Annotated in this window: 25 protein-coding genes and 1 pseudogene; 18 read left to right on the top strand and 8 right to left on the bottom strand. The window is 68.1% G+C overall.

What is annotated here, in order from left to right:
• Positions 1–110 precede the first annotated feature (110 nt).
• Positions 111–740 carry a TetR/AcrR family transcriptional regulator gene (locus AC07OA_RS19700; RefSeq protein ID WP_494665511.1) on the top strand — a complete coding sequence of 210 codons (630 nt, stop codon included), beginning with the start codon at positions 111–113 and terminating at the stop codon, positions 738–740.
• Between the two features lie 51 nt (positions 741–791).
• Here the strand turns inward: AC07OA_RS19700 and AC07OA_RS19695 are convergent, their stop codons facing one another.
• The 6 genes from AC07OA_RS19695 to AC07OA_RS19670 all read right to left on the bottom strand — a co-directional run bounded on the left by AC07OA_RS19695 (position 792) and on the right by AC07OA_RS19670 (position 6,483).
• Positions 792–1,562: a hypothetical protein gene (locus AC07OA_RS19695; RefSeq protein ID WP_494665510.1), complete on the bottom strand. Its 771-nt coding sequence runs from the start codon at positions 1,560–1,562 to the stop codon at positions 792–794.
• Between the two features lie 159 nt (positions 1,563–1,721).
• On the bottom strand, positions 1,722–2,039 hold the full coding sequence (locus AC07OA_RS19690) for a hypothetical protein (RefSeq protein WP_494665509.1): 318 nt from the start codon (positions 2,037–2,039) through the stop codon (positions 1,722–1,724).
• A 456-nt stretch (positions 2,040–2,495) separates the two neighbouring features.
• On the bottom strand, positions 2,496–4,745 hold the full coding sequence (locus AC07OA_RS19685; RefSeq protein ID WP_494665508.1) for an ATP-binding protein: 2,250 nt from the start codon (positions 4,743–4,745) through the stop codon (positions 2,496–2,498).
• A gap of 100 nt (positions 4,746–4,845) precedes the next feature.
• Positions 4,846–5,262: an NAD(+)--rifampin ADP-ribosyltransferase gene (gene arr / locus AC07OA_RS19680; RefSeq protein WP_494665507.1), complete on the bottom strand. Its 417-nt coding sequence runs from the start codon at positions 5,260–5,262 to the stop codon at positions 4,846–4,848.
• 114 nt (positions 5,263–5,376) lie between these two features.
• On the bottom strand, positions 5,377–5,766 hold the full coding sequence (locus AC07OA_RS19675) for a hypothetical protein (protein ID WP_494665506.1): 390 nt from the start codon (positions 5,764–5,766) through the stop codon (positions 5,377–5,379).
• 255 nt (positions 5,767–6,021) lie between these two features.
• Positions 6,022–6,483 (bottom strand): Lrp/AsnC family transcriptional regulator, encoded by a 462-nt coding sequence (locus AC07OA_RS19670; RefSeq protein WP_494665505.1) that lies wholly within the window; start codon positions 6,481–6,483, stop codon positions 6,022–6,024.
• Between the two features lie 121 nt (positions 6,484–6,604).
• Here AC07OA_RS19670 and AC07OA_RS19665 point away from each other — a divergent pair, with 121 nt between their 5' ends.
• The 5 genes and pseudogenes from AC07OA_RS19665 to AC07OA_RS19645 all read left to right on the top strand — a co-directional run bounded on the left by AC07OA_RS19665 (position 6,605) and on the right by AC07OA_RS19645 (position 11,828).
• The gene (locus tag AC07OA_RS19665; RefSeq protein ID WP_494665504.1) at positions 6,605–6,856 is read left to right on the top strand and encodes a DUF6356 family protein; all 252 of its coding nucleotides are present in this window, start codon (positions 6,605–6,607) and stop codon (positions 6,854–6,856) included.
• A 304-nt stretch (positions 6,857–7,160) separates the two neighbouring features.
• Positions 7,161–8,582 carry an amino acid permease gene (locus AC07OA_RS19660; RefSeq protein ID WP_494665503.1) on the top strand — a complete coding sequence of 474 codons (1,422 nt, stop codon included), beginning with the start codon at positions 7,161–7,163 and terminating at the stop codon, positions 8,580–8,582.
• Between the two features lie 219 nt (positions 8,583–8,801).
• Positions 8,802–9,950, top strand: a complete 1,149-nt coding sequence (locus AC07OA_RS19655; RefSeq protein WP_494665502.1) for an acyl-CoA dehydrogenase family protein — start codon at positions 8,802–8,804, stop codon at positions 9,948–9,950.
• 37 nt (positions 9,951–9,987) lie between these two features.
• Positions 9,988–10,102, top strand: a pseudogene (locus tag AC07OA_RS19650) (hypothetical protein); the annotation flags it as partial.
• Between the two features lie 103 nt (positions 10,103–10,205).
• Positions 10,206–11,828, top strand: a complete 1,623-nt coding sequence (locus tag AC07OA_RS19645; RefSeq protein WP_494665501.1) for a globin-coupled sensor protein — start codon at positions 10,206–10,208, stop codon at positions 11,826–11,828.
• Between the two features lie 203 nt (positions 11,829–12,031).
• Here AC07OA_RS19645 and AC07OA_RS19640 read toward each other — a convergent pair whose 3' ends face one another.
• Both AC07OA_RS19640 and AC07OA_RS19635 read right to left on the bottom strand, forming a co-directional pair.
• Positions 12,032–13,165: an FAD-dependent oxidoreductase gene (locus tag AC07OA_RS19640; RefSeq protein ID WP_494665500.1), complete on the bottom strand. Its 1,134-nt coding sequence runs from the start codon at positions 13,163–13,165 to the stop codon at positions 12,032–12,034.
• Positions 13,166–13,425: 260 nt separating this feature from the next.
• Positions 13,426–13,737 (bottom strand): energy transducer TonB, encoded by a 312-nt coding sequence (locus AC07OA_RS19635; protein WP_012284370.1) that lies wholly within the window; start codon positions 13,735–13,737, stop codon positions 13,426–13,428.
• 402 nt (positions 13,738–14,139) lie between these two features.
• Between AC07OA_RS19635 and AC07OA_RS19630 the strand changes: the two genes are divergently transcribed.
• From AC07OA_RS19630 to AC07OA_RS19575, 12 genes are all read left to right on the top strand, one after another.
• Entirely contained in the window at positions 14,140–16,107 is a 1,968-nt protein-coding gene (locus tag AC07OA_RS19630; protein ID WP_494665499.1) for a methyl-accepting chemotaxis protein, read from the top strand.
• Positions 16,107–16,394, top strand: coding sequence for an STAS domain-containing protein (locus AC07OA_RS19625; RefSeq protein ID WP_494665498.1), 288 nt, complete (start codon positions 16,107–16,109; stop codon positions 16,392–16,394). The genes AC07OA_RS19630 and AC07OA_RS19625 overlap by 1 nt, the downstream gene beginning before the upstream one ends.
• Positions 16,391–16,756, top strand: coding sequence for a response regulator (locus tag AC07OA_RS19620; RefSeq protein ID WP_028038734.1), 366 nt, complete (start codon positions 16,391–16,393; stop codon positions 16,754–16,756). The genes AC07OA_RS19625 and AC07OA_RS19620 overlap by 4 nt, the downstream gene beginning before the upstream one ends.
• A gap of 50 nt (positions 16,757–16,806) precedes the next feature.
• Complete coding sequence (locus AC07OA_RS19615; RefSeq protein WP_494665497.1) at positions 16,807–19,125, top strand: chemotaxis protein CheA; 2,319 nt, start codon at positions 16,807–16,809, stop codon at positions 19,123–19,125.
• A gap of 4 nt (positions 19,126–19,129) precedes the next feature.
• Complete coding sequence (locus AC07OA_RS19610; RefSeq protein ID WP_494665496.1) at positions 19,130–19,597, top strand: chemotaxis protein CheW; 468 nt, start codon at positions 19,130–19,132, stop codon at positions 19,595–19,597.
• 1 nt (position 19,598) lies between these two features.
• Complete coding sequence (locus tag AC07OA_RS19605) at positions 19,599–20,471, top strand: CheR family methyltransferase (RefSeq protein WP_494665495.1); 873 nt, start codon at positions 19,599–19,601, stop codon at positions 20,469–20,471.
• The gene (locus tag AC07OA_RS19600) at positions 20,471–21,499 is read left to right on the top strand and encodes a protein-glutamate methylesterase/protein-glutamine glutaminase (RefSeq protein ID WP_494665494.1); all 1,029 of its coding nucleotides are present in this window, start codon (positions 20,471–20,473) and stop codon (positions 21,497–21,499) included. The genes AC07OA_RS19605 and AC07OA_RS19600 overlap by 1 nt, the downstream gene beginning before the upstream one ends.
• 4 nt (positions 21,500–21,503) lie before the next feature.
• Positions 21,504–21,893, top strand: a complete 390-nt coding sequence (locus AC07OA_RS19595) for a response regulator (RefSeq protein WP_010918325.1) — start codon at positions 21,504–21,506, stop codon at positions 21,891–21,893.
• Entirely contained in the window at positions 21,890–22,453 is a 564-nt protein-coding gene (locus AC07OA_RS19590; protein WP_494665493.1) for a chemotaxis protein CheD, read from the top strand. The genes AC07OA_RS19595 and AC07OA_RS19590 overlap by 4 nt, the downstream gene beginning before the upstream one ends.
• A gap of 5 nt (positions 22,454–22,458) precedes the next feature.
• Positions 22,459–22,842, top strand: coding sequence for a DUF8776 family protein (locus AC07OA_RS19585; protein ID WP_494665492.1), 384 nt, complete (start codon positions 22,459–22,461; stop codon positions 22,840–22,842).
• 62 nt (positions 22,843–22,904) lie between these two features.
• Positions 22,905–23,489 (top strand): response regulator, encoded by a 585-nt coding sequence (locus AC07OA_RS19580; protein WP_494665491.1) that lies wholly within the window; start codon positions 22,905–22,907, stop codon positions 23,487–23,489.
• Positions 23,486–23,956 carry a chemotaxis protein CheE gene (locus tag AC07OA_RS19575; RefSeq protein WP_494665490.1) on the top strand — a complete coding sequence of 157 codons (471 nt, stop codon included), beginning with the start codon at positions 23,486–23,488 and terminating at the stop codon, positions 23,954–23,956. Before AC07OA_RS19580 ends, AC07OA_RS19575 begins: the two co-directional genes overlap by 4 nt.
• Positions 23,957–24,275: the final 319 nt, after the last annotated feature.

Raw genomic sequence — 24,275 nt, 5'->3', positions numbered from 1 at the left:
TCGCACCAACGCCTGGAATTTCACCATCGGGCAAATCTTTGCCCCATAAGGCCAAGCTCGGGCTGGCCTGGGCTGTTGCGGTGCAGCATCGCTTTCACTAGATCAGAACCATGGACGCCGCCCGCCTCGCCAAGGATACGCCGAAGTCGCTGAAGACGCGGGCGAGGATTCTCGACTGCGCGATGAAGCTGATCGCCGAGATCGGCTATCACGCCGCGACCAATCCGGTGATCGCCGACGCCGCGGGGCTGACGCGCGGGGCGATGCTCTACCACTTCCCCACCCGCGAGGCCCTGGTCGAGGCGGCCGTGGCCCACGTCCAGGCCGAGCGCTCGGCCCTGTTCCGCGCCGCCGCCGACACCCTGCCGCCGGGCGGCGACGTGACCGAGCACGCCATCGACAGCTACTGGGACCTGCTGCAGACGGTGCCGTTCCTGGCCTTCGCCGAACTGGAAGCCGCCGGCCGCACCGACCCCGCCGTCCAGGCCCTGCTGGCCCCGGCCCAGGCCGAGTTCGACCGCGCCCAGGCGGGCGATCACTTCCTGAAGATCCTCCACGCCGGCGCGGGGCCCAGGTTCCAGGCGAGCCGGGATCTGGCGCGGTTCATGCTGGAGGGGTTGGCGCGGGCGTCCCTGACCTACGACAGCGACGGGCGGCGGGAACGGCTGCTGATGCTGATCAAGCGCGCCACGCACATGCTGAACCGCAAGGGGGATGTGCAGGATCTCTGGCCGGATTGAGGGGTAGTGCGAGCGAGGGCGCCTCATGACACCTTCGCGTGTTGCGGCTTGCTAAGGTGTAGTAGTTTCTTCAAAAAATGCTTTGGGTGCCATCTCTCCAAGGTCATCGAAAAATATAGTAAAGAGTTCGGCGCTTATATCCAGGTAGGCGAGGTGTTCTAATTCCTCCTGTCCTAGTCTTTGGTTGTGTCGAAACTCAAAGCGGTGAAGATCCTGATTTAGGTGGAGCGCAGAGTCTCCTGAAAGGAAATTGGGGTGTGCAAAGTCACTCAGCCAGGCGTAGCAGTCGGTGAGCATGCCTTTTTTGTCGAGTTTAAACTTACGTTCATAGTAACGATCTGCCTTTTCGATCGCTGTCAAAACATTCACAGGATCGGGCATTTCTTTAAAGAGGGAGTGCTTTGCCCCCATTAAAGTATAAGAAATGTCAAATATTATTTTCTCAAATGGTATATTTCCATTTGTGAAAGATTGAATCCGGTCGCATAGGAAGCCTAGAGCGGCGGTTGATTCGATGTGTCCGCGAATTAACAGGGTGAGTCCGTACATATTTTCTTCAGATATCATCGATCCTGCTGAAAAGAGTAATCTTTCTGTTCTGTGTAGATGAACTTGTTGTAGAACATTAACATTCAATATCGATCTTTTTGATTCTGTGATCAATTCCGAATCGCCGTATTCGACGAAGTATTGGCGACGTTTAATCAGTTCAGCATGACGACGATTAAGAGATTTTATAAGATCTCCTCTTCCAAATCGTTCAAATCTGACTTGAGTATCGGGTTTAAAGCAAACTCGAGGCGACGACTTGAAGTTCTTCACGACTTTTGGTCCCGTAGAGAAGCTGGATTCAAATCTTTATCCACTCACGCGGATGGACCGCACCTTCAATCCTTGGTGGATCGGAGCTCTGGCGTCCAACCGTGTCAAGGATGGCCTGCGCGGGCCATCGCGCGAGGCCGGATTGAAACGACCCGCCGCCTAGTCTTGGTCCTTCGTCAGTTCGCGCAGTTCCGCCAGCAGTTTGTCGGGATCGACGGGCACGCCGTCGACCGACGCTTCGAGGCCGTTCGGCGCGGCGAAGTCCAGGCAGACGCCCGATCCGCGCAGGCGAGCCAGCGCCTCCTGGCTCCCGTCGGGCAGCGCCGCGCCGCACCACGGGCAGTGGCGGATGGCGACATGGCCGATGACGAAGGTCCCGAGGTCTTCGCTCCATTCGACCATCGGAGTCCATGCCGACAGGTCCATGCCTTCGGACAGGTCGGGATCCGCCCGCAGGTCCTCCCGCGTCAGCGTCATCGCATGCATCGTTCCGCAGCATCGGCCGGTCATGGGCAGTCAAAGCCTCGTCCGCCCCGGATGGGGCCTCACCTTAAACCCTTGGCGGATCGGAGCTCTGGCGTCTGGCCGTGTCAAGGATGGCCCCGCAGGGGCCACCGCGGCGCGGCCGGCCGGCGGCCGGTCCTTGACACGGCCAGACGCCAGAGCAGGCTCGCTCCAAGGGTCTAAGGCGAGGCCTCGCCGCTGCGGGCGGAGGGATGACGGGGCAGGGCGTTCATCCCCTATCCCAACATCCCGGCGAAGGCCGGGACCCAAGCCGAGTCGATGGCGTCGCGCGGAGCCAGGATCGTCCCAAGCCGCTTGGGTCCCGGCCTTCGCCGGGATGTTGGGAGGTTTGGGCTGACTCAGCAGCCCCCACCCGAACCTGGCGTTGCCAGGGCCACCCTCCCCACGAGGGGGAGGGAAAGGCGAAGACTAAGCCGCCCAGGCCCCCAGATGCGGCCCCAGCGCGCCCAGCAGCTGGGCCGGGGACACCGGCTTGTGCAGCAAACCGTCGGCGCCGACGGACGCGCCCGCCTCGCCCTGGGGGCCGTTGGCGGTGACGATGTAGATCGGGGTGCGGGCGCGGCCCTGGCCGTCTTCCCAGGCGCGGATGCGGCGGATGGCCTCCAGCCCGTCCATGACCGGCATCTGGATGTCCATGAGGATGGCGTCGAACTCGCCGGCCACGGCGGCCTCCACCCCCTCCGAGCCGTCCTCGGCCTCGGCGTGCTCCAGGCCGGCGGCGTCGAGGATCAGGCCCAGGACCCGGCGGTTGACCGCGTTGTCGTCGACCACCAGCACCCGGAACGGACGCTCCGGGCGCGCGACCTCGGCGTCGTCGGCCAGGGCCTCGGAGGGCGCCGTCGCCAGGGCGGGCAGGTCCAGATCCAGGGTGAAGGTCGAGCCCGCGCCCGGCGTGCTGACGCAGTCCAGCGTCCCGCCCATCAGGGTCACCAGCTCGCGGCAGATCGCCAGGCCCAGGCCCGCGCCGCCGTGGCGGCGGGTGGAGCTGTTGTCGGCCTGCTGGAAGCGGCCGAACAGCACGGCCTTGGTCGCCTCGTCGAAGCCCTCGCCGGTGTCGCGCACCGAGAACGTCACCCGCTGGCCCGCCCGGTCGGCCAGGATCGTGACCTCGCCCGCGTCGGTGAACTTCACCGCGTTGCTGACCAGATTGCCCAGCACCTGGCGCAGGCGCAGCGGGTCGCACAGGGCCGCGCCCAGGTCCGGGGCAATCTCGACGCGGAAGGCAAGGCCCTTCTGGTCGGCGCGGGCGGCGAACAGGTCGTGGGCGGCGTGGACCAGGCCCGCCAGGTCGACGGCCTCGGGGCGCAGCTCCACGGCCCCGGCCTCGGCGCGAGCCAGGTCCAGCAGGTCGCCCATCAGCCCGTCCAGCAGCTCGCCGGAGGAGCGGATCACCCCCAGCATGTCGCGCTGGCGGGGCGAAAGCTCGGTCAGGGCCAGGGCCTCGGCGATGCCCAGCACCCCGTTCAGCGGGGTGCGGATCTCGTGGCTGATATTGGCCAGGAAGCGGCTCTTGGCCTGGCTGGCGGCCAGGGCGCTGTCGCGGGCCTCGGCCAGGGCCCGGGCGGTCTCCTGGCGGGCGGTGATGTCGGCCACCACCGAGACGTGGCCGCCGTCGGCGGTGTCGAACAGGTCGTGATGCAGCCAGCGGCCGTCGGGCAGGCGGATGTCGACGTCGTGGCCGCGCAGGCGCAGGGCCGGATCGTCGCCCTCGTCCAGCACGCCGTCGGGCGCCTGGCCTCGCCAGCCGGCCGCGAAGACCGCGTCGGACATGGCGTCGCGGGCCATGCCGCGCTGAAGCGTGAGGCCCGCCTCGCCGGCCAGGGCCGCATAGCCCCGGTTCCAGGACAGCAAGCGCCCCTCGGCGTCGTAGAAGGCCAGGCCCGAGGAGACCGCGTCCAGCGCCCGGCGCAGGCCGCTGAGGGTCGACTGCCGGCCCAGCCGCTCCATCCCCACCAGGGCGCCGGCGGTGGCCAGCACCAGCAGGGCCAGCACCACGGTGGCGGCGGCCATGGCGTCGCGGCTCAGGAGCTCGGCGGGCAGGGGAGCGGCCGGGTCGGGGACCAGGGTCACCGCCGTCATGGCCGTGAAGTGCAGGCCCACGATGGCCAGCAGCAGGAAGGCCTTGGCCACCAGCCGGCCCCGGTGTCCGGGAATGTGCAGTCGCGCCAGGAAGGCCGCCGAGGCGCCGACCATGCCGATCAGCAGAGAGGCGAGCACATAGGCCTGGTTCCACTCCACATGGGCCTGGGTGCGGATGGCGGCGATGCCGGTGAAGTGCATGGCCCCGATGGTCAGGCCCGTGACCACGCCGCCGGCGATCGCGCCCCGGCGGTTGGCGAAGGCCACGGGCAGGGCGAAGCCGGCGCACATGCCCAGCACCGCCATCAGTAGCGAGACGGTGGTCACCGCCGGCTCGTAGGCGATGGGCAGGCTGGGCTCATAGGCCAGCATGGCGATGAAGTGGGTGGCCCAGACGCCCGCCCCGGCCACCACGCCGGTCAGGCCGATCCACAGCCACTGGACGCTGCTGTCGGTCGCCCGCAGGGCCCGCGCATGGCAGCCGAACGCGCCGACGCACGCCCCGGCGCAGGCCAGGGCGGCCAGGAGGACCAGACGGAGGTCATGGTCGGCGGCGATGCAATTCAGGACCGAGAACATGATGCTCCGACATGTTACCGCTAATAACTTAGCGAAATCGGAAGCTGAGGCTTATGAGGCGTATGGGCGCACCCCGGTTGAGCTTGCCCGTTTGAAACTTTCAGTCCTCGATCGCCTCGACCCCGCGCCGCGCCAGGTCGGCGAGACCGTCGCGCATCGCCTGGATCTGCTCGGGCGCGTGGCCCCGCCAGCCGGTGACCTCGCCCAGGATGCGCAGCGGCTCGCGCGTGCGGTACGAGCGGGTTGGATTGCCGGGGAACTTCTGGTCGGTCAGGTTGGGATCGTCCTCCAGCGGGCCCGTGGCCTCGACCAGATAGATGCGGCCCGGCCCCTCGCCCGCGGCCAGCTCGGCGCCCCAGACGGCCGCGTCCAGGGTGGCGGCCGCATAGACGAAGGCGGCGGCTTGGCGGCGGCCGAAGTTGGAGGCGTGGCCGGGAACGATCAGGTCGTGGCCCTTCAGGTCGGCCTTGGTCCCGTGGAAGAACGTCTGGGCGAATGGCGTGGCGGCGGCGGTCATCGGGGTGGCCCTTCAGGCGTGATCGAGGGCTTCCCAGACTGCGCATAAAAGCCCGGCCGCCAATTCTTGATCTCGGATATTTCGACCCCAGATCCATGAGGGCGGGACGAGGCCTCAGAGCCGTCCGCGCCGGCCGCCCTTCAGCTTCTCCAGCGCCCGGCGGGCGTGCTCGGCCTGGGCAGCTTGCGGCCGAAGTGGGGGACACACACGCGCTTCGAGGTCTTCGACAGGTTCGGCGAGGTCTTGCCGCGCGTGTGTGTCCCCGTCTTGCGCGCTGGCCTTGGCCGGACGCGGTGGGGGCACGACCTGCGCCACCTTGCGGGCCATGGCGGCTAGTTCGCCGATGGCTTTGGCCCGGTCGCGGACCTGCTTGATCTCGGCGGGATCGAGGCTGTGCTCCAGGATCGCCCAGAGCGCGTCGATGGCGGCCATGAGCTTGGTTTGCAGGGCCTGGCTCCAGCGGGAGGCAGGGGTGAGGGCGGGGAGGGCGAGGGCTTGGGTCATGCCAAGAGTGTGCGGCCGTTTCGGAGGCCGCTGATAAGAAACGTGCGTTTTCCCGCAAGAAGTTGAATCGACTGAAGTCTGTCTCGGCGGGAGCGGGGATAGACGTGACTAACCCCTCCCCCTCGATGGGGGAGGGGCAGGGGTGGGGGTGATGCGGCGGTTGACGCCACGCTGTCGCCGGCTCAGCGGATCACCCCCATCCCCGACCCTTCCCCCATCAAGGGGGAAGGGAGGTTAGCCCTGTGGATAACTTCGCTACGTAATCGGCAGCGCCGTCGTGAACTTGATCTGCTCCATGGCGAAGCTGGACGACACGTCGTTGAGCGGGGCGGTGGCGATCAGGCGCTTGTAGAAGCGGTCGTAGGCGGCGATGTCGCGGACCACCACCTTCAGCAGATAGTCGACGTCGCCGCTCATCCGGTAGAACTCCACCACCTCGGGCAGGGCCTTGGCGCCGGCCGCGAACTGCTCCAGCCACGCTTCGTCGTGGCGGCCGGTCTTCACGGCCACGAACACGGTCAGCGACAGGTCCAGGGCCTCGCGGTCGATCAGGGCCACGCGGGCGGTGATCACGCCCGCGTCCTGCAGCCGCTTGATCCGCTTCCAGCACGGGGTCTGGGACAGCCCCACCCGCTCGGCCAGCTCGGCGATGGGGGTGGTGGCGTCCTGCTGCAGGAGAGCCAGCAGGCGGCGGTCGATCTGGTCCAGCGGGATCATTCTCTGAGAGGGCCTGTGTGGAGAATGGAATTCTCCCTGAATGCCATGAGGCCGCGATTTCGACCATGTCATTCTCGCCGAACGCGGCGATCCTGGAACGATCATCTCCAGGGGGACCGCCATGCTCGACGCCTTCACCCGCCACCCGCGCACCGTCGACGAGACCTATGTGGAGCACATGGGCGTGGCCTGGAGCTTCGCCGGCCCCATGCTGCTGGGGGGGCTCGCCTGCTTCGTTCACGGCATCTTCCCGTTCCTGTTCGAGACCACCGGCAGCCGCTGCGTGAAGGCGCTCTACACGCGCATCGCCAACCGGGGAAAGAAGGCGGGCGTCGAGATCCCCAACTGGGCGGCGTTCGACGCGGTGATCTGAGGTTTCAGCTCTCCTTCTCCCCTTGCGGGAGAAGGTGTCAGCGAAGCTGACGGATGAGGGGTCTCTCAGACGTCAAAGCCGCGTCCGGTCGTTTCGTCTGTTGCGGCGGTCCTGTTTATCGACCCCTCATCCGACCTGCTACGCAGGCCACCTTCTCCCGCAAGGGGAGAAGGACGTTTCATGAGCGAGCAGCGACGCTGGCTGCACGGACTTGTCAGGAAACGTCGTCGGCGGAGGATAATCTCCCCCTTGGCTACGTCCCTCCGCTGCCCCAAGGTCCGCCCCAAGAGTCGGGAGAAGACACGTGACCATCTGGACGCGCCGCAAGGCCATCGACACCGCCGGCGGCGAGGGCGCGCACGCCCTGAAGAAGACCCTGAGCTGGTATCACCTGATCGCCCTGGGCGTGGGGGCCATCGTCGGCACGGGCATCTACACCCTGACCGGCGTCGGGGCGGGTCTGGCCGGGCCGGGCGTGATGCTGTCGTTCCTGATCGCCGGCGCGGTCTGCGCCTGCGCGGCGCTGTGCTACGCCGAGCTGTCGACCATGATCCCGGCCTCGGGCAGCGCCTACACCTACACCTATGTGGCGGCCGGCGAGCCGTTCGCCTGGTTCGTGGGCTGGAGCCTGATCCTGGAATACACCCTGGTCTGCGCCGCCGTGGCGGTGGGCTGGTCGGCCCACGCGGCGGGTCTCTTCCGCATGGCCGGCTTTCCCGAGTTCCTGCTGGCCGGACCCCACGTGGTGCTGGCCGACGGCACGCGCGGCCTGATCAACCTGCCGGCCGTGATCATCTCGATGGCCGTGGCGGGCCTGCTGGCCCTGGGCACCAAGGAGAGCGCCACGGTCAACATGGTGCTGGTGGTGATCAAGATCGCCGCCCTGGTCGTGTTCGTGGCCCTGTGCCTGCCGGCCTTCGACGCCGGCCACTTCACCCCGTTCATGCCGCAGGGTTTCGCCGCGACGCCGGGTCCCGACGGGGTGAAGGTGGGGGTGATGGCGGCGGCCAGCCTGATCTTCTTCGCCTTCTACGGCTTCGACGCGGTGTCGACCGCCGCCGAGGAGACCAAGAACCCCAAGCGCGACCTGACCATCGGCATCGTCGGCTCGATGCTGGCCTGCACCCTGATCTACATGGTGGTGGCCGCCGTCGCCATCGGCGCCTCGCGGGCCGAGGTGTTCTCCAGGAGCGAGGCCCCGCTGGTCTTCATCCTGGAGACCCTGCGGCATCCGAAGATGGCCTCGCTGGTGGCCCTGGCCGCCGTGATCGCCCTGCCCACCGTGATCCTGGCCTTCATGTACGGCCAGAGCCGCATCTTCTTCGTCATGGCTCGCGACGGCCTGCTGCCCCAGGCCCTGTCGCGCGTGAACCCCAAGACCGGCACGCCCGTGCTGATGACCCTGCTGACCGGCGTCCTGTCGGCGGTGCTGTCGGGCCTGCTGTCGCTGAAGGACATCGCCGAACTCGCCAACGCCGGCACCCTGTGGGCCTTCATCGCCGTAGGCGCGGCGGTGATCATCCTGCGCCGTCGCGAGCCCAACCGTCCGCGCCTGTTCTCCACCCCGCTGTGGCAGGTGGTGGCGCCGGGGGCGATCCTGGGGTGCCTCTATCTGTTCTACAGCCTGCCGCAGAAGACCCAGCTCTATTTCCTGTACGCGCACCTGATCGGGGCGGTGGTCTATGTGGCCTACGGCATGAGGAAGAGCCTGCTGGCGCGGGCCTAATCCAGATTTCCCTCCCCCTTGTGGGGAGGGTGGCCCCGAAGGGGTCGGGTGGGGCTTGCTGACTCAAGCCATGGGCGCCGGAGGCCCCACCCACCAGCTTCGCTGGTCCCCCCTCCCCATAAAGGGGAGGGAAGCGCGCCTCCGCCAACCGCTCTTCCATTCCCCCACGCCATCGCTACAGTCTGCCTCAAAACAAACGTTTGAAGCGGAAGGAACGCCATGGCCCTGGACCTCGAGACCCGCGAGCAGCTGATCGACACGGTCCGCCGGTTCGTCGCCGAGCGGCTGCGGCCGATCGAGGCCAAGGTCGCCGAGGACGACGCGGTGCCCGCCGAGGTCATCGAGGAGATGAAGGGCCTGGGCCTGTTCGGCCTGTCGATCCCGGAAGAGTTCGGGGGCCTGGGCCTGAACATGGAAGAAGAGTGCCTGGTCGGCATCGAGCTGGGCCGCGCCTCGCCGGCCTTCCGCTCGGTGTTCGGCACCAATGTCGGCATCGGCAGCCAGGGGCTGGTGATGTACGGCACCGACGACCAGAAGGCCAAGTGGCTGCCCGGCATCGCCTCGGGCGAGATCGTCACCAGCTTCGCCCTGACCGAGCCGGAGGCCGGCTCCGACAGCGCCGCCGTCCAGACCCGCGCCACCCGCGACGGCGACGACTATGTGCTGAACGGGGGCAAGCGGTTCATCACCAACGCCGGCAAGGCCTCGCTGTTCACCGTGATGGCCCGCACCAACCCGGACGCCAAGGGCGGCTCGGGCGTCTCGGCTTTCCTGGTGCCGCGCGACCTGCCGGGGCTGGAGGTGTCCAAGCCCGAGAAGAAGATGGGCCAGCAGGGCGCCCACATCCACGACGTCACCTTCGACAATGTCCGCGTGCCGGCCTGGAACCGCCTGGGCGAGGAGGGCGAGGGCTTCAAGGTGGCCATGCAGGTGCTGGACCGGGGCCGGCTGCACATCGCCGGGGTCTGCGTGGGCGTGGCCGAGCGATTGCTCGCCGACTGCGTGGCCTATGCCAGCGAGCGCAAGCAGTTCGGCCAGCCCATCGCCAGCTTCCAGCTGATCCAGGCGATGATCGCCGACAGCAAGACCGAGGCCCTGGCGGCCCGGGCTCTTGTTCTTGAAACGGCCCGCAAGCGCGACGCCGGCGACAACGTCACCCTGGAGGCGGCGGCCGCCAAGCTGTTCGGCTCGGAGATGGTGGGCCGGGTGGCCGACCGCGCGGTGCAGATCTTCGGCGGGGCGGGGTACGTCTCCGACTACGGCATCGAGCGCCTGTACCGCGACGTGCGGATCTTCCGGATCTACGAGGGGACGAGCCAGATCCAACAGCTGGTCATCGCGCGGGAGACGCTGAAGCGGGGCGGGTAGGGCTTGCTTCTCCCTCTCCCAGAGGGAGAGGGCCGGGGTGAGGGGTTACGGCGTCAGACGGAGCGCCGGCACGCCGTCAAACGTCCCTAACCCCTCACCCTCCCACCGCTTCGCGGCGGGCCCCTCCCTCTCCCTCTGGGAGAGGGCTTCTTCTGCCCCTACGTGGCGCTTTGTCGCGCGGATCGCGCCCGACCTTACTCAATCTGTTAACCATGTCGGCTCGATAGAGACCCCTACTCTGTAAGGGAATCCGTCATGAGCCGTGATCCGTCGCTTAACGAACGCCTGGCCTTCATGGAGATGGACCACGACGCCCGCAAGGCGTTGCGTTCGGTGGCGCCGGTGATCGACCGCGAGATCGCGGGCGCTCTGGACAGCTTCTACGGCAAGGTCCGCGCCAATGCGAAGACGCGGGCCTTTTTCAGCGACGACCGCCAGATCAACGCCGCCAGCGCCCGCCAGCAGGGCCACTGGCGCAACATCGTCAAGGCCGAGTTCGGCGACGACTACGGCACGGCGGTCCGCACGGTCGGCCAGGTCCACGCCCGCATCGGCCTGGAGCCGCAGTGGTACATCGGCGGCTACGCCCTGATCGCCGACAAGCTGATGCGCGCGGTGGTCAAGGACCAGTGGCCCAAGGGCATGTTCGGCAAGGGCGACGGCGGCGAGAGCGCCGGCGCGGCCGTCTCGGCCCTGACCAAGGCCCTGCTGCTGGACATGGACATCGCCATCTCCACCTATTTGGACGCCATCGAGGCCGAGCGCGCGGCGCTGGAAGAGCAACGCAAGCGCGACGCCGCCAGCCAGGGCGCCATCGTTGCCGCCCTGGGCGAGGCGCTGGCCCGCGTGGCGCGCGGCGACCTGACCGCCCGCCTGAACGGCGACGTGGCCCAGGACTTCAAGGCCCTGCAGTCGGACTTCAACAACGCCCTGCGCATGCTGGAAGAGGCCATGGGCCAGGTGGCCGGCGCCACCGAGGGCATCCGCCTGGGCGCCGACGAGATCGGCCTGGCCGCCGACGACCTGTCGCGCCGCACCGAGCAGCAGGCCGCTTCGCTGGAGCAGACCGCCGCCGCCCTCGACCAGATCACCGCCACCGTGCGCACCACGGCCAATGGCGCCAAGCAGGCTTCGTCGGTGATCGCCGAGGCCAAGACCGACGCCGAGAAGTCGGGCGCCGTGGTCGCCGACGCCGTCGCCGCCATGGGCCAGATCGAGACCTCGTCGCGCGAGATCGGCAAGATCCTGGGCGTGATCGACGAGATCGCCTTCCAGACCAACCTCCTGGCCCTGAACGCCGGGGTCGAGGCCGCCCGGGCCGGTGACGCCGGCAAGGGCTTCGCGGTGGTCGCCCAAGAGGTGCGGGCTCTCGCCCAGCGTTCGGCCGAGGCCGGCAAGGAGATCGAGAACCTGATCTCGACCTCGACCCGCCAGGTCGAGGCCGGCGTCAGCCTGGTGGGCCAGACCGGCGAGGCCCTGCGCGGCATCGTCGGCAAGGTGGCCGAGATCGACGACCTGGTCACGGGCATCGCCTCGTCGGCCCAGGAGCAGTCGACCGGCCTGCACCAGGTCAATATCGCCGTGAACCAGATGGACCAGGTCACCCAGCAGAACGCCGCCATGGTCGAGCAGACCACGGCCGCCACCCATTCGCTGAAGGGCCAGTCGGCGGAGCTGGGGCGCCTGCTGGGCGGCTTCACCCTGTCGGGCTCGGGCCGTTCGGCCCCGCCGCTGGCGCCGGCCGTCTCGGTCGGCCGCCCGTCCGCCGCGCCGCCGGCGCCGCGTCCCCAGATGTCGCGCCCGGGCTCCTCGGCCCCCCTGCGCCGCGCTTCCGGCAACACGGCCGTGGCGGTGGACGAGGGCTGGCAAGAGTTCTAGCTCCGACCACACCGCCGATTTCGCGAACGCGTCCGCCCCAAGGCGGGCGCGTTTTGCGTTGGAGACTCGGGGGACATGCTCTCACGGCAGTGCAGTGGGCTGATCTACGGCCATGGGGTGAGTGCGTGTCCCCACCTTCGGTCACGGCGCCTCAGCGGACGACTTTGGGGACACGCACTCACATCGATCGCCCTGCGAACCCGTTAGCGCTCTGCCGTGAGAGCATGTCCCCCGAACAGCTCCACCACCCCGTAGGGCGCGGTGTCGTCGAAGAAGCGGTCCAGGTTCCGGGCCGTCTCGGCGGCGACGCGGGCGCTGCGGGGGAAGAGGTCGGCTTCGTAGGCGGCGAGGGCGGCTTCCAGGTCGCCCCGCGAGGCGAGGATGGCCTGGGCCAGCCGTGCGCCGTCGTACAGGGCCAGATTCGCGCCTTCGCCGGCGAAGGGCGACATCAGGTGGGCGGCGTCGCCCAGCAGGGTCACGCCCGGGATCCGGTCCCAGCGGTGGTCCACGGGCAGGGCATGGATCGGCCGCAGCACCGGATCGGTGTCGCTCTGCGAGACCAGGGCGGTGAGGGGCGGGGCCCAGCGGTCGAACTCCCGGGCGATCCGCGCCAGGCCCGCGCGCGGATCGGAAAGGTCGAACCAGGTCTCGGGCCTGTTGAGAGCCGCATAGGTGTGGAGCGTGCCGTCGGCGTGGCGGTGGGCGAGGATCCCCTGGCCCGGGGCGACGGCCATCAGGGTGCCGCTGCCGATGGCCCGGGCGCTGGCCGGGTGACGCCTGTCGCCGTCGAAGAGCACGGTCTCGACGAAGGTCGTGCCGGTATAGGCGGGCCGGGCGTCCGACAGCAGGGGGCGCACCCGCGACCAAGCGCCGTCCGCCCCGACCAGCAGGTCGGTGGTCGCGGTCGAACCGTCGGCGAAGATCACCTGGTGGCGTCCGCCGCCCAGCGCCGCGACCGAGGCGACCTTGCGGCCCCAGGCGATGGTTCCAGCGGGCAGGGACGAGATCAGCAGATTGCGCAGTTCGCCCCGGTCGACCTCGGGCCGCTCGGCGCCGTGGCCGCCGGGGTGGTCGAAAAGCACCACGCCGTCCTTGTCGACTATGCGCTTGGCGTCCTCGGCGGGCCGGACGAGATTCAGGAAGGCGTCGAACAGCCCGGCCGCCTTCAGAGCCGGCTGGCCGTTATGGGCGTGGATGTCGAGCAGGCCGCCCTGGGCGCGGGCGTCCGCCGAGGCCTCGGCCTCGAGGATCGTGGCCGGCACGCCGTGCAGGTGCAGGATGCGGGCGAGCATCAGGCCGCCGAGACCGGCGCCGACGATGACGATGGGATTTGGCATGGGATAGCGCTCCGAGTGTCCCGGACCTGTGGCCGGGGATGGCTTGGGAGACGCTGGCCGGCCTCGTGAGGCGGCTTGTGCGCGACGGCCCAGATGGGGCGGTCGTTTTTCGCGGCGGGGCCGCAAATAGCGCGAATAGGCCCGAAACGCAAAACGCCCCCGCCGGCTCTAGCCGGGGCATCCCCTGTAAGGATGCCCCGACGGAGCCAGCGGAGGCGTATTAAGATCCCCCGGTGAAAGCCCGGGGAAGCTTTTAAGTCTTACGCGCCGCCCGGGAAGCGGAACGGAACCTTCACGGTGCCGGTCTTGGCGCCCATCGGCAGCTTTTCAGCGATGCACATGGCGGCCTTGTCGAAACCCTTGCCCGCGGCGCTGTTGTCCACGACCTTGCATTCCGTGAGCTTGCCGGCGTCAGCGGTGCATTCCAGCATCACTTGAGCGGCGTCGCGGGTGTTGGCGAACTGCTGCAGGCAGCGGCCCATTTGGTCTTCGAAGCCGCCGGCGGCCGAAGCGGCCTGAGCGACGAAAAAGCTGCCAGCGATTCCCGCGGCAATAGCGATCGGATATTTCATCCCGCTGCTCCTAGTAGTGTTGTCTCGCCCTTTGGACGGTCGCGCCGTCTGGACGCCTGAGCTTTTTTTCATAGGCGAGTTAAAATATCCTGAGTCACCGTAAGAAAGTTGATCTTTACTGATCGGTAACCACGTCTATTCGGTCACGACTTAAGTTTCACCTGAAACCAGAGTCTTTTCCGTCTCTATAAGACTCGTGCGCGAGGGCGCGTGCGACGGCGTGCGGGAGGGCCTTGAAAAGCCCGTGCGGCGGGGCCGTTAGGGAGTTGCCCGGGGGGTGCGACAACGGCGCCGTCAATTCCTCTTAACCAAAGTCAGGAACTGTTAGGAATATACCGTGATGATCCCCCTTGAACGTTGGTGATCCGTGCGCACGGACCGCCGCAAGAGGGGACAACTCCGATGAAGCGCTTCCGGCTCGTCGATCTGCCATTGATCATCAAAATCGGCTTCGCGCCGGCCTTCGCACTGCTCATGCTGGCGCTGATGGCCGGGGGGGCCATCGTCGTGCAGAAGAGCCAGTCGGCGGCGCTGCAGCAGGTCGTCGAAACCGACATGCGCGAGAACATGGAGATCCAGGCGCTCTCCAAGCGCATCTCCAACATCAACGGCGAACTCTACACCGTGCTGACCCACAAGGCCGGCAACATCGAACTCGAGAAGAACGACGCGCGCATGGCCGCCGTTCTGGCCGAGACCGACGCGGTCAAGAAGGACCTGACCGCCCTGAAGGGCAAGCTGCCCAAGGACGAGCAAGGCAAGATCGCCGAGCTGATCAAGTCGCTCGACGAGTGCCACAGCGCCATCGACACGGTCAGCGGCATGATCGGCGTCGACTTCGGCATGGCCGTCGGCTTCATCGCGCCCTTCGAAGAGCAATACGCCAAGATGACCGGCCAGCTGGACCAGGTCGTCGCCGCCGCCAACAAGCGCATCGCCACCGAGACCGCCAAGAAGAAGGCCGAGGCCGCCGCCGCCATGAGCGCCACGATCGCCCTGTCGGTGATCACCCTGCTGGCCGTCGGCGCCCTGGCCTTCCTGACCGTGATGACCACCCGCAAGTCGATCGGCGACATCGCCGGCGCCACCGAGAAGCTGTCGAAGGGCGACAACACGATCGACCTGGAGAAGATGACCCGCGGCGACGAGCTGGGCGCCATCGTCCGCTCGCTGAAGGTCTTCCGCGACAACCAGATCCATCTGGAGCAGATGCGCGCCGAGCAGGAGAAGTCGGCCGCCCTGACCGCCGACGAGCGTCGCGCCAAGGAAGAGACCGCCGCCGCCGCCGCCCGCGAGAACGCCCTGGTGGTGTCGTCGCTGGCCGACGCGCTGGAGCACCTGGCCAAGGGCGACCTGACGTTCCGCGTCCAGGCCGACTTCCCGGGCGACTACCGCAAGTTGAAGGACGACTTCAACGCCGCCATCACCCAGCTGCAGGAAACCATCAAGGTCATCGCGGCCTCGACGGACGGCCTGCGCACCGGCGCCGACGAAATCGCCCACGCTTCGGACGACCTGTCGCGCCGCACCGAGCAGCAGGCCGCCAGCCTCGAGGAAACCGCCGCCGCCCTGGACGAGCTGACCGCCACGGTCCGCCGCACCGCCTCGGGCGCCAAGCAGGCCTCGGAAGTGGTTTCCAGCACCCGCGGCGAAGCCACCCATTCGGGTCAGGTGGTCCACGAGGCCGTCACGGCCATGGGCGCCATCGAGGACTCGTCCAAGCAGATCAACCAGATCATCGGCGTGATCGACGAGATCGCCTTCCAGACCAACCTGCTGGCCCTGAACGCGGGCGTCGAAGCGGCTCGCGCCGGTGACGCCGGCCGAGGCTTCGCGGTCGTGGCCCAGGAAGTCCGGGCCCTGGCCCAGCGCTCGGCCGAAGCCGCCAAGGAGATCAAGACGCTGATCTCCTCCTCGACCCAGCAGGTCAGCCAAGGCGTCAGCCTGGTCGGCCAGACCGGCGAGGCCCTGCAGCGGATCGTCAGCAAGGTCGGCGAGATCGACGCCCTGGTCACCGAGATCGCCGCCTCGGCCGCCGAACAGGCGACCGGCCTCAACGAAGTGAACACCGCCGTCAACCAGATGGACCAGGTGACCCAGCAGAACGCCGCCATGGTCGAGCAGTCGACCGCCGCCACCCACTCGCTGAAGGGCGAGACGGGCGAGCTGGTGCGCCTGATCGGTCGCTTCAACGTCGGCAGCGGCCGGGCCTCGTTCGAGCGTCCCCAGGTCGCCGACGCCGCCCACCACGCCCCCGCCGCCAATCCGGTGGCTGAACAGCGCGCCCGTCTCAACGCCTTCGCCCGTCCCGGACGCGGCGGTGCGGCGACCGCGGCCGCCCCCGCCAGCGACGGCTGGGAGGAGTTTTGATGTCGACAGCGATCGCCCTGCCCGAAACCCTTGATCTGAAGGCTTCGGGTCCGCTCAAGCAGGCCTTCGTCGAGCGCCGCGGCCAGGACATCGAAGTCCATGCCGACCAGGTGCGCCGCCTCGGCGGTCTGTGCCTCCAGGTTCTGCTCGCCGCCAAGAAGGCCTGGGCCGAAGACGGCAAACCCTTTTCGATCACCGCGCCTTCCGAGGCGTTCGTGGAAACCATCCGTCTGTTTGGGGCCGAAGGGGCTCTTCTCCAGACCGAACTGCAAGGAGCTGCATCGTGACGCGTACTGTCCTCACGGTCGATGACTCGCGTACGATGCGGGACATGCTGCGCATGGCCCTCGCCGGCGCCGGGTTCAACGTCGTCGAAGCCGTCGACGGCGAGCATGGTCTGGAGGTCCTCTCCGCCCATCGCCCCGACGTGATCATCACCGACATCAACATGCCCAAGCTGGACGGCTTCGGCTTCATCGAGGCGGTGCGGGTCGACGACGACTATCGCGCCATCCCGATCCTGGTGCTGACCACGGAAAGCGACCCCAGCAAGAAGCAGCGGGCTCGCGAAGCCGGCGCGACCGGCTGGATCGTCAAGCCGTTCAACCCCGAGAAGCTCGTTGAGGCGATCCGCCGCGTCGCGGCCTGATCGTCCGAGTGTTCTAGGTACTACTGAGACGCTTTTTAGGAAGTCGGGGAATGGACGAGCTAGAGGCCATCAAGGTCACCTTCTTTCAGGAATGCGAGGAACTGCTCGCGGATCTTGAAGGCGGGCTCTTGGCCATGCAGGACGGCAACGACGACGGCGACACCGTCAACGCCGTCTTCCGGGCCGTGCACTCGATCAAGGGCGGCGCGGGCGCGTTCGGCCTGGAGCCGCTGGTGCGCTTCGCCCACGTGTTCGAGACGCTTCTCGACGCGCTGCGGTCCAACGAGATCCCCGGCAGTCATGACCTGACCGCCCTGCTGCTGCGCGCCTCGGACGTGCTGGCCGACCATGTCAGCGCCGCCCGCGGCCTGGGCGTGGTCGACATGGACGCCTCGGCCGCCATGGCCGCCGAGCTGAAGATCGCCACCGATCCCAACGCCGCGCCGGCTCCGGTCGCCGCCGCGCCTGTGGTCGAGACGCCCCAGTATGTCGACGCCGCCCCGATCGTGATCGCCGGCGACGACGACGCCCTGGACGACGACGACCTGGGCTTCGACTTCCAGCCGATGACCATCACGCTGGACGCCCAGGCCGCCGACGCGGCCGTGCTCGACGGCAATGTCTGGACCGTGGCGATCCGTCCGAAGTCGGACCTCTACCGCAAGGCCAACGAGACCGGCCTGCTGCTGCGCGAGCTCGCGCGCCTCGGGCCCATCCAGGCCACCCTGGACGACAGCGCCCTGCCGACCCTGGAATTCCTCGACGCCGAAGCCGCCTACGTCACCTGGAGCGTCCGGGTCGAGACCGAGGAAGGCGAAGAGGCGATCCGCGAGGTCTTCGAATTCGTCGACGGCGACTGCGAGCTGGAAATCGTCCGCGGCGAGGCGCCGGTGGGCGACGTGCTGGCCGGGCTGATGGACGTGGCCGCCGCCCCGCCGGTGGTCGAGGAGATCGTCGCCGAAGCCGCCCCGGTCGTCATCGAAACCCCCGTCGAAGCGCCGGTCCCCGTCGCTCCGGTGGCCGAGATCGCCCCGCCCGCGCCGGCTCCCGTTTCGGCGCCGGTTCCGGCCGCGCCGCCGGTCGCCGCCAACGCCCCCGCCGCCCCCGCCCCGGCCTCCGGCGGCGCCAAGCCGGCCCAGATCGACGTGCCCGGTCCCGGCCAGTCGGTGATCCGCGTCGATCCCGAGCGCATCGACCACCTGATCGACCTGGTCGGCGAGCTGGTGATCAATCAGGCCATGCTGGCGCAGCGCGTCGGCGAATACGGCATCGCCCCGTCCTCCAACCTGGCCATGGGCCTGGACGAGCTGGAACAGCTCACGCGCCAGATCCAGGACAGCGTGATGGCCATCCGCGCCCAGCCGGTGAAGTCGGTGTTCCAGCGCATGCCGCGCCTGGTCCGCGAAGTCGCCAACATGACGGGCAAGCAGGCCCGCCTGGTGATGGACGGCGAGAACACCGAGGTCGACAAGACGGTCATCGAGCGTCTGGCCGATCCGATCACCCACATGCTGCGCAACGCCATCGACCACGGGCTGGAAAGCCCCGAGGAGCGCAAGGCGGCCGGCAAGAATCCGGAAGGCGTCGTGCGCCTGGCCGCCCTGCACCGCAGCGGCCGGATCGTCATCGAGGTCCAGGACGACGGCAAGGGCATCAACCGCGAGCGGGTCTTCGGCATCGCCGTCAAGAAGGGCCTGATCTCGCCGGACGTCCAGCTGACCGACGAAGAGATCGACAACCTGATCTTCCTGCCGGGCTTCTCGACCGCCGAGAAGATCTCGGACGTGTCGGGCCGCGGCGTCGGCATGGACGTGGTCAAGCGTTCGGTGCAGGCCCTGGGCGGCCGCATCTCGATCTCCTCGCGTCCGGGCCTGGGCTCGACCTTCACCCTCAGCCTGCCGCTGACCCTGGCTGTCCTGGACGGCATGGTGGTCGACGTCGCCGGCGAGACCCTGGTCATCCCGCTGGCCTGCATCGTCGAGAGCCTGCGTCCCAAGGGCGAGGAAATCCGCCCGCTGGGTCCGACCGGCTCGGTCCTGGCCGTGCGCGACAGCTTCGTGCCGCTGATCGACGTGGGCCTGACCCTGAACTACCGCGACCACGCGGCCCCGCCGAGCGACGGCGTGGTGCTGCTGGTCGAGGGCGAGGACGGCTCGCGCGCCGCTTTGGTGGCCGACGCCATCCACGGCCAGCGCCAGGTGGTCATCAAGTCGCTGGAACAGAACTACCAGCAGGTCGAAGGCGTCGCCGCCGCGACGATCCTGGGCGACGGCCGCGTGGCCCTGATCCTGGACGTCGACGCGGTGATCAACCTGCGCCGCCGCGGCCCGTCCGCCCCCGCCGATCCCACCCTCATCGCCGCGGAATAAGCCGATGACCGAAGCCACACCCACCGCCAGCAAAGAGACCCGGGAACTGATCTCGTTCCAGGTCGGCGAGCAGGAATACTGCGTGGACATCATGGCCGTCCGCGAGATCCGCGGCTGGTCGCCGGCCACCACCCTGCCGCAGTCGCCCAGCTACATGCGCGGCGTGATCAACCTGCGCGGCGCGGTGCTGCCGATCATGGACCTGGCCTCGCGCCTGGGCATGAAGACCACCGAGCCGGGCGTGCGCAGCGTATTTATCGTGGTCCAGGCCGACAGCCGCACCGTGGGCCTGCTGGTCGACGCGGTGTCGGACATCCTGTCGATCACCGACGAGATGTGCCAGCCGACGCCGGACATCGCCTGCGAGAACGTCCGCCACTTCGTGCGCGGCATCATTTCCATCGAAGGACGGATGATCAGCGAGATCTCGCTGGATCGCCTGCTTCCCGAGCGCGAGGCCCTGGCCGCCTAAGATGACCGCTCATTCCACCTCTTCCCGCGAAGCCCTGGTCGACGGCGAGTTCGCCTTCACCACGGCCGATTTCAAGCGTATCGCCGCCCTGCTGTACGATCAGGCCGGCATCAGCCTGCCCGACAGCAAGGCGACGCTGGTCTATTCGCGCCTGGCCAAGCGCCTGCGCACCCTGGGCCTGAAGACCTTCAGCGAGTACTGCTCGTTCGTGGCCCAGGAGGGCAATGTCGACGAGCAGCAGCACATGCTGCGGGCCCTGACGACCAACGTCACCCGGTTCTTCCGCGAGCCGCACCACTTCGACGACCTGCGCGCCAACATCCTGGAGCCCATGGCCGACAAGGTCCGCGCCGGCGGCCGCCTGCGCCTGTGGTCGGCGGCCAGCTCGTCGGGCCAGGAACCCTATTCGATGGCCTTCACGGTGCTGTCGGTGTGGCCGAACGCCGCCGATCTGGACATCCGGATCCTGGGCACCGACATCGACACCAACGTGCTGGCCACCGGCCGCGCGGCTGTCTACGAGGAGCAGCTCCTCGAAGGCATCCCCGCCAACATGCGCAGCCAGTATTTCGAACGCGATCCCAACGACCGCCGCAGCTTCCGGGTCTGCGAGGCCGCCCGCCAGATGGTCGCGTTCCGCGAACTGAACCTGAACGGCCCCAGCTGGCCGATGAAGGGTCCGTTCGACGCCATCTTCTGCCGCAACGTGGTGATCTATTTCGACGAGCCCACCCAGGAGCGGGTCTGGCAGCGCTTCGCGCCGCTGGTCGCCCCGGGCGGCAAGCTCTATGTCGGCCATTCCGAACGCGTGGGTGCCTCCATTACTGCTTTTGAAAGCGCCGGCCTGACCGCCTATCGCAAGGTGGGTCGCTGATGGCCAAGATTCGCGTCCTCGTCGTCGACGACTCCGCGACCATGCGGAGCCTGATCACGGCCGCTCTGAACCGTGACCCCGAGATCGAGGTGGTCGGCGCCGCCGGCGACCCGTTCGAGGCCCGGGGCATGATCAAGGCCCTCAATCCCGACGTCGTCACCCTCGACATCGAAATGCCGAACATGAACGGCATCGAGTTCCTCGAGAAGATCATGCGCCTGCGGCCGATGCCGGTGGTCATGGTCTCCAGCCTGACCCAGGCCGGGGCCGAGATGACCCTGCGCGCGCTGGAGCTGGGCGCGGTGGACTGCGTGGGCAAGCCCACCACGGCCACCGGCACCGCCGAGGCGCTCAACGAGGTGGCCGACAAGGTCAAGTCCGCGGCCCGCGCCTCGGTGCGCACCAAGGCCGACGCCGCCCCCGCCACGGCCCGCCGCCAGAACTACGTGCCCTCGGGCGACGTGGTGGCCATCGGCTCGTCCACCGGCGGGGTCGAGGCGCTGCTGTCGATCCTGACGCAGTTCCCCGAGACCTGCCCACCGACGGTGATCACCCAGCACATGCCGGCGACCTTCACCGCCAGCTTCGCCGCGCGCCTGGACCGCGCCAGCGGCGCCAAGGTGGCCGAGGCCGTCGACGGCGCCCTGCTGGAGCCGGGCAAGGTCTATGTCGCTCCGGGCGGGGTCACCCACCTGGAAGTGGTTCGCTCGGCCGGGCTGCGCTGCCGCCTGACCCAGGGCGACCCCGTCAGCGGACACCGGCCCTCGGTCGACGTGCTGTTCAACTCGGTGGCCCAGGCGGTCGGCGAGAAGGCGGTCGGCGTCATCCTCACCGGCATGGGCCGCGACGGCGCGCAGGGTCTTCTGACCATGCGCAAGACCGGCGCCCGGACCCTGGGTCAGGACGAGGCCAGCTGCGTCGTCTACGGCATGCCGCGAACGGCTTTTGAACTCGGCGCGGTGGAGAAGCAGGTTTCCCTGTCCTCCATGGGCCAATCCATTCTCGATCTGGCCTCCGCGAGGCGATGAACCCATGCCCCAAGCAAGCACCATTTCCGTTCTCGTCGTCGATGACCAGCTGACCATGCGGGCGCTGATCCGCAACGCGTTGCAGCAGATCGGCTTCAAGGACATCCGCGAGGCGCCCGACGGCGAGGAGGCTCTGAAGAACCTCCTGGCCAAGCCGGCCAACCTGGTCATCTCGGACTTCAACATGCCGAAGATGGACGGCCTGGCCCTGCTGCGCGCCGTGCGCTCGCACCCGCCGATCCGACAGACGGCCTTCGTCATGCTGACCGGCCGGGCCGACCGCGAGCTGGTCCAGCGCGCCGTGCAGTTCGGCGTCAACAACTACTGCGTCAAGCCGTTCACCGTCCAAGGCCTGAAGGAGAAGATCGAACAGGTCTTCGGTCAACTGACATGATGGGCCAAGCGCACTCCGAAGACGGACCCTCGATCAAGGTCCACGTCACCCAGGGCGAAAGCCACGTGTCGTCCGATCCCAACGTGGTCATGACCACGGTGCTGGGCTCGTGCATCGCCGCGTGCCTGCGCGATCCGACCACCGGCATCGGCGGCATGAACCACTTCCTGCTGCCCGACGCGGGCGACCGCAAGGACGGCGGCGACGCGGTCCGCTACGGCGCCTACGCCATGGAACTGCTGATCAACGGGCTGCTGAAGAAGGGCGCCCGGCGCGACCGTCTGGAAGCCAAGATCTTCGGCGGCGGCAAGCTGTTCGACGGCCTTTCGGACGTCGGCGCCAGCAACGCCGCCTTCGCCGAGCGCTTCCTGCGCGACGAAGGCATTCCGATCGTCTCGTCCAGCACGGGCGGACTTTCGGCCCGCCGCGTGGAGTTCTGGCCGGCTTCCGGCCGGGTCCGCCAGCGCCTGGTGGCCGTCGACAACGCCCCGCAGGACGTCCGTCGTCCCGCGCCTCCCCCGATGCCCGCCGCGTCCAGCGGCGACGTGGATCTGTTCTGACGCTCATGACCGCACAGCCGCTTGCCTTGCCGACCGAAGATTTCGCCATCCCGGGCCAACTCCCGGTGGGCGAGCTTTCGCGTCGCCTGGCGGCGGAACTGGCGGCGGCGGCCACCATCTGCCGGGACTGCGAGCACATCGCCGGCGACCTGGCCAGCGGCGGCGCGGCCCTGGAGAACCTGTCGCGCCTGCAGGCCCTGGACGAGCTGAGCCAGCGCCTGCACGGCCTGTCGGACGTCCTGACCCGCATCGGCCAGCACGCCTCGGGCGAATGGAGCATGGCCATCGAGCCGCTGCTCGAAGGCCTGGGCCTGGCCGACCTGGTGGTGCGCCTGCGCGACGCCGAGCAGTTTGAAAAGGCCGAGGCCGGCGAGCTCGACTTCTTCTAGGGCTTTGTCGTGACGCATTTCCTTCACGCGAACCGGCAGCCACTTCGCTCGGAAATCCTTTGATGCCCGAAGCGCTGCACGCCTCGACCCGTATAAACCTCGAAAAGGTGGCCGTGCTGCTGGTCGACGACAGCATCGCGTCGCTGAACCTTTTGTCCCAGATCGTGCTGGGCTTCGGCATCAAGAACCTGACCCGCGCCGACAGCGCCAAGGCCGCCCAGGCCCTGCTGCGCGAACACACCTTCGACCTGATCATCAGCGCCACCAACATGGCCTCGATCGACGGCTACGAGCTGGTCAAGTGGCTGCGGCGCGGGGCGCTGGAGGCCAACCGCTACCTGCCGGTGATCCTGGTCTCGGGCCACACCCCGCCGTCCCAGGTGTTCAAGGCCCGCGACAGCGGCGCCAACTTCACGGTCGCCAAGCCGATCTCGCCCAAGGTGCTGCTGGAGCGCATCCTGTGGGCGGCCAAGGAAGAACGCCAGTTCATCGAGTGCGACGCCTATCTGGGTCCCGACCGGCGGTTCAAGAACGACGGCCCGCCACCCAACGGCAAGGGCCGCCGCCGCGACGACCCGCCCATGCCCATCCGCCCGCCCGGCGCGCAAGTCCAGGAGCCGGAAGGCTCCCAGAAGGTGATCCTATGAGCGTCGTCCGCAAGTTCCGCGCCCCCAACCGCCTGTCGATGCTGGTCAAGGCCGCCGGCGGCGTGATGGCCAAGGACGCCCTGGAAGCCGCCGACGCGGCGATGGAGCCCCTGCGCGCCGAATCCCTGGCCGTGCTGGACGCCGCCCTGGCCGAGATCGAGGCCCGCTTCGGCCGGTCGGCCGCCGCCACGCGGGCGTCCGCCGCCTATCAGGACCTCTACACCCTGGCCCTGCGTATCATCGACGTATCGGGCTTCCTGCCGGGTTCGTGCGTGGACCAGGCGGCGATCTCGTTCTGCGCCCTGGTGGACAACTGCGCCGAGGCGGGGACCTGGCGCTGGGACGCCATCGACGTCCACATCAACGCCCTGCGCCTGCTGCGCACCACCGACCTGACGCCCGACCAGCGTCGCGCCGTCATCGACGGCCTCAACAAGGTCAGCCAGCGCCGGATCGACGAGGCCTGATCCGCGAGGACGCGGCCGGGCGCGGACCGCGTGGGCGAACAAGCTTCGCCCAATTGTGACCGAAACGACACGATTTCGGCTCCGCTACACTCCGCCTTGTTGCAGCCATCTTGTGGAGGGCGGTTTCATTTGATACCGCTGTGATTGCTACCGGTGTCAGGACAACGTCGCACCCCGATGTGACACCGGTGTCAGAATAGACGGCCAAGGAAACGGCCGCGCGGGAAGTGAAGCGCGTACGCACTCTTCGGCCGGGCGATGCGGAAGCATCGTTCAAAAGAAACGTGGTCACGGGAGGAGGATCCATTGTCTCAGGTCT

The organism is Caulobacter sp. GW821-FHT09B08 (assembly GCF_059418225.1).
This window is presented reverse-complemented; position numbering and strand designations above follow the sequence as displayed.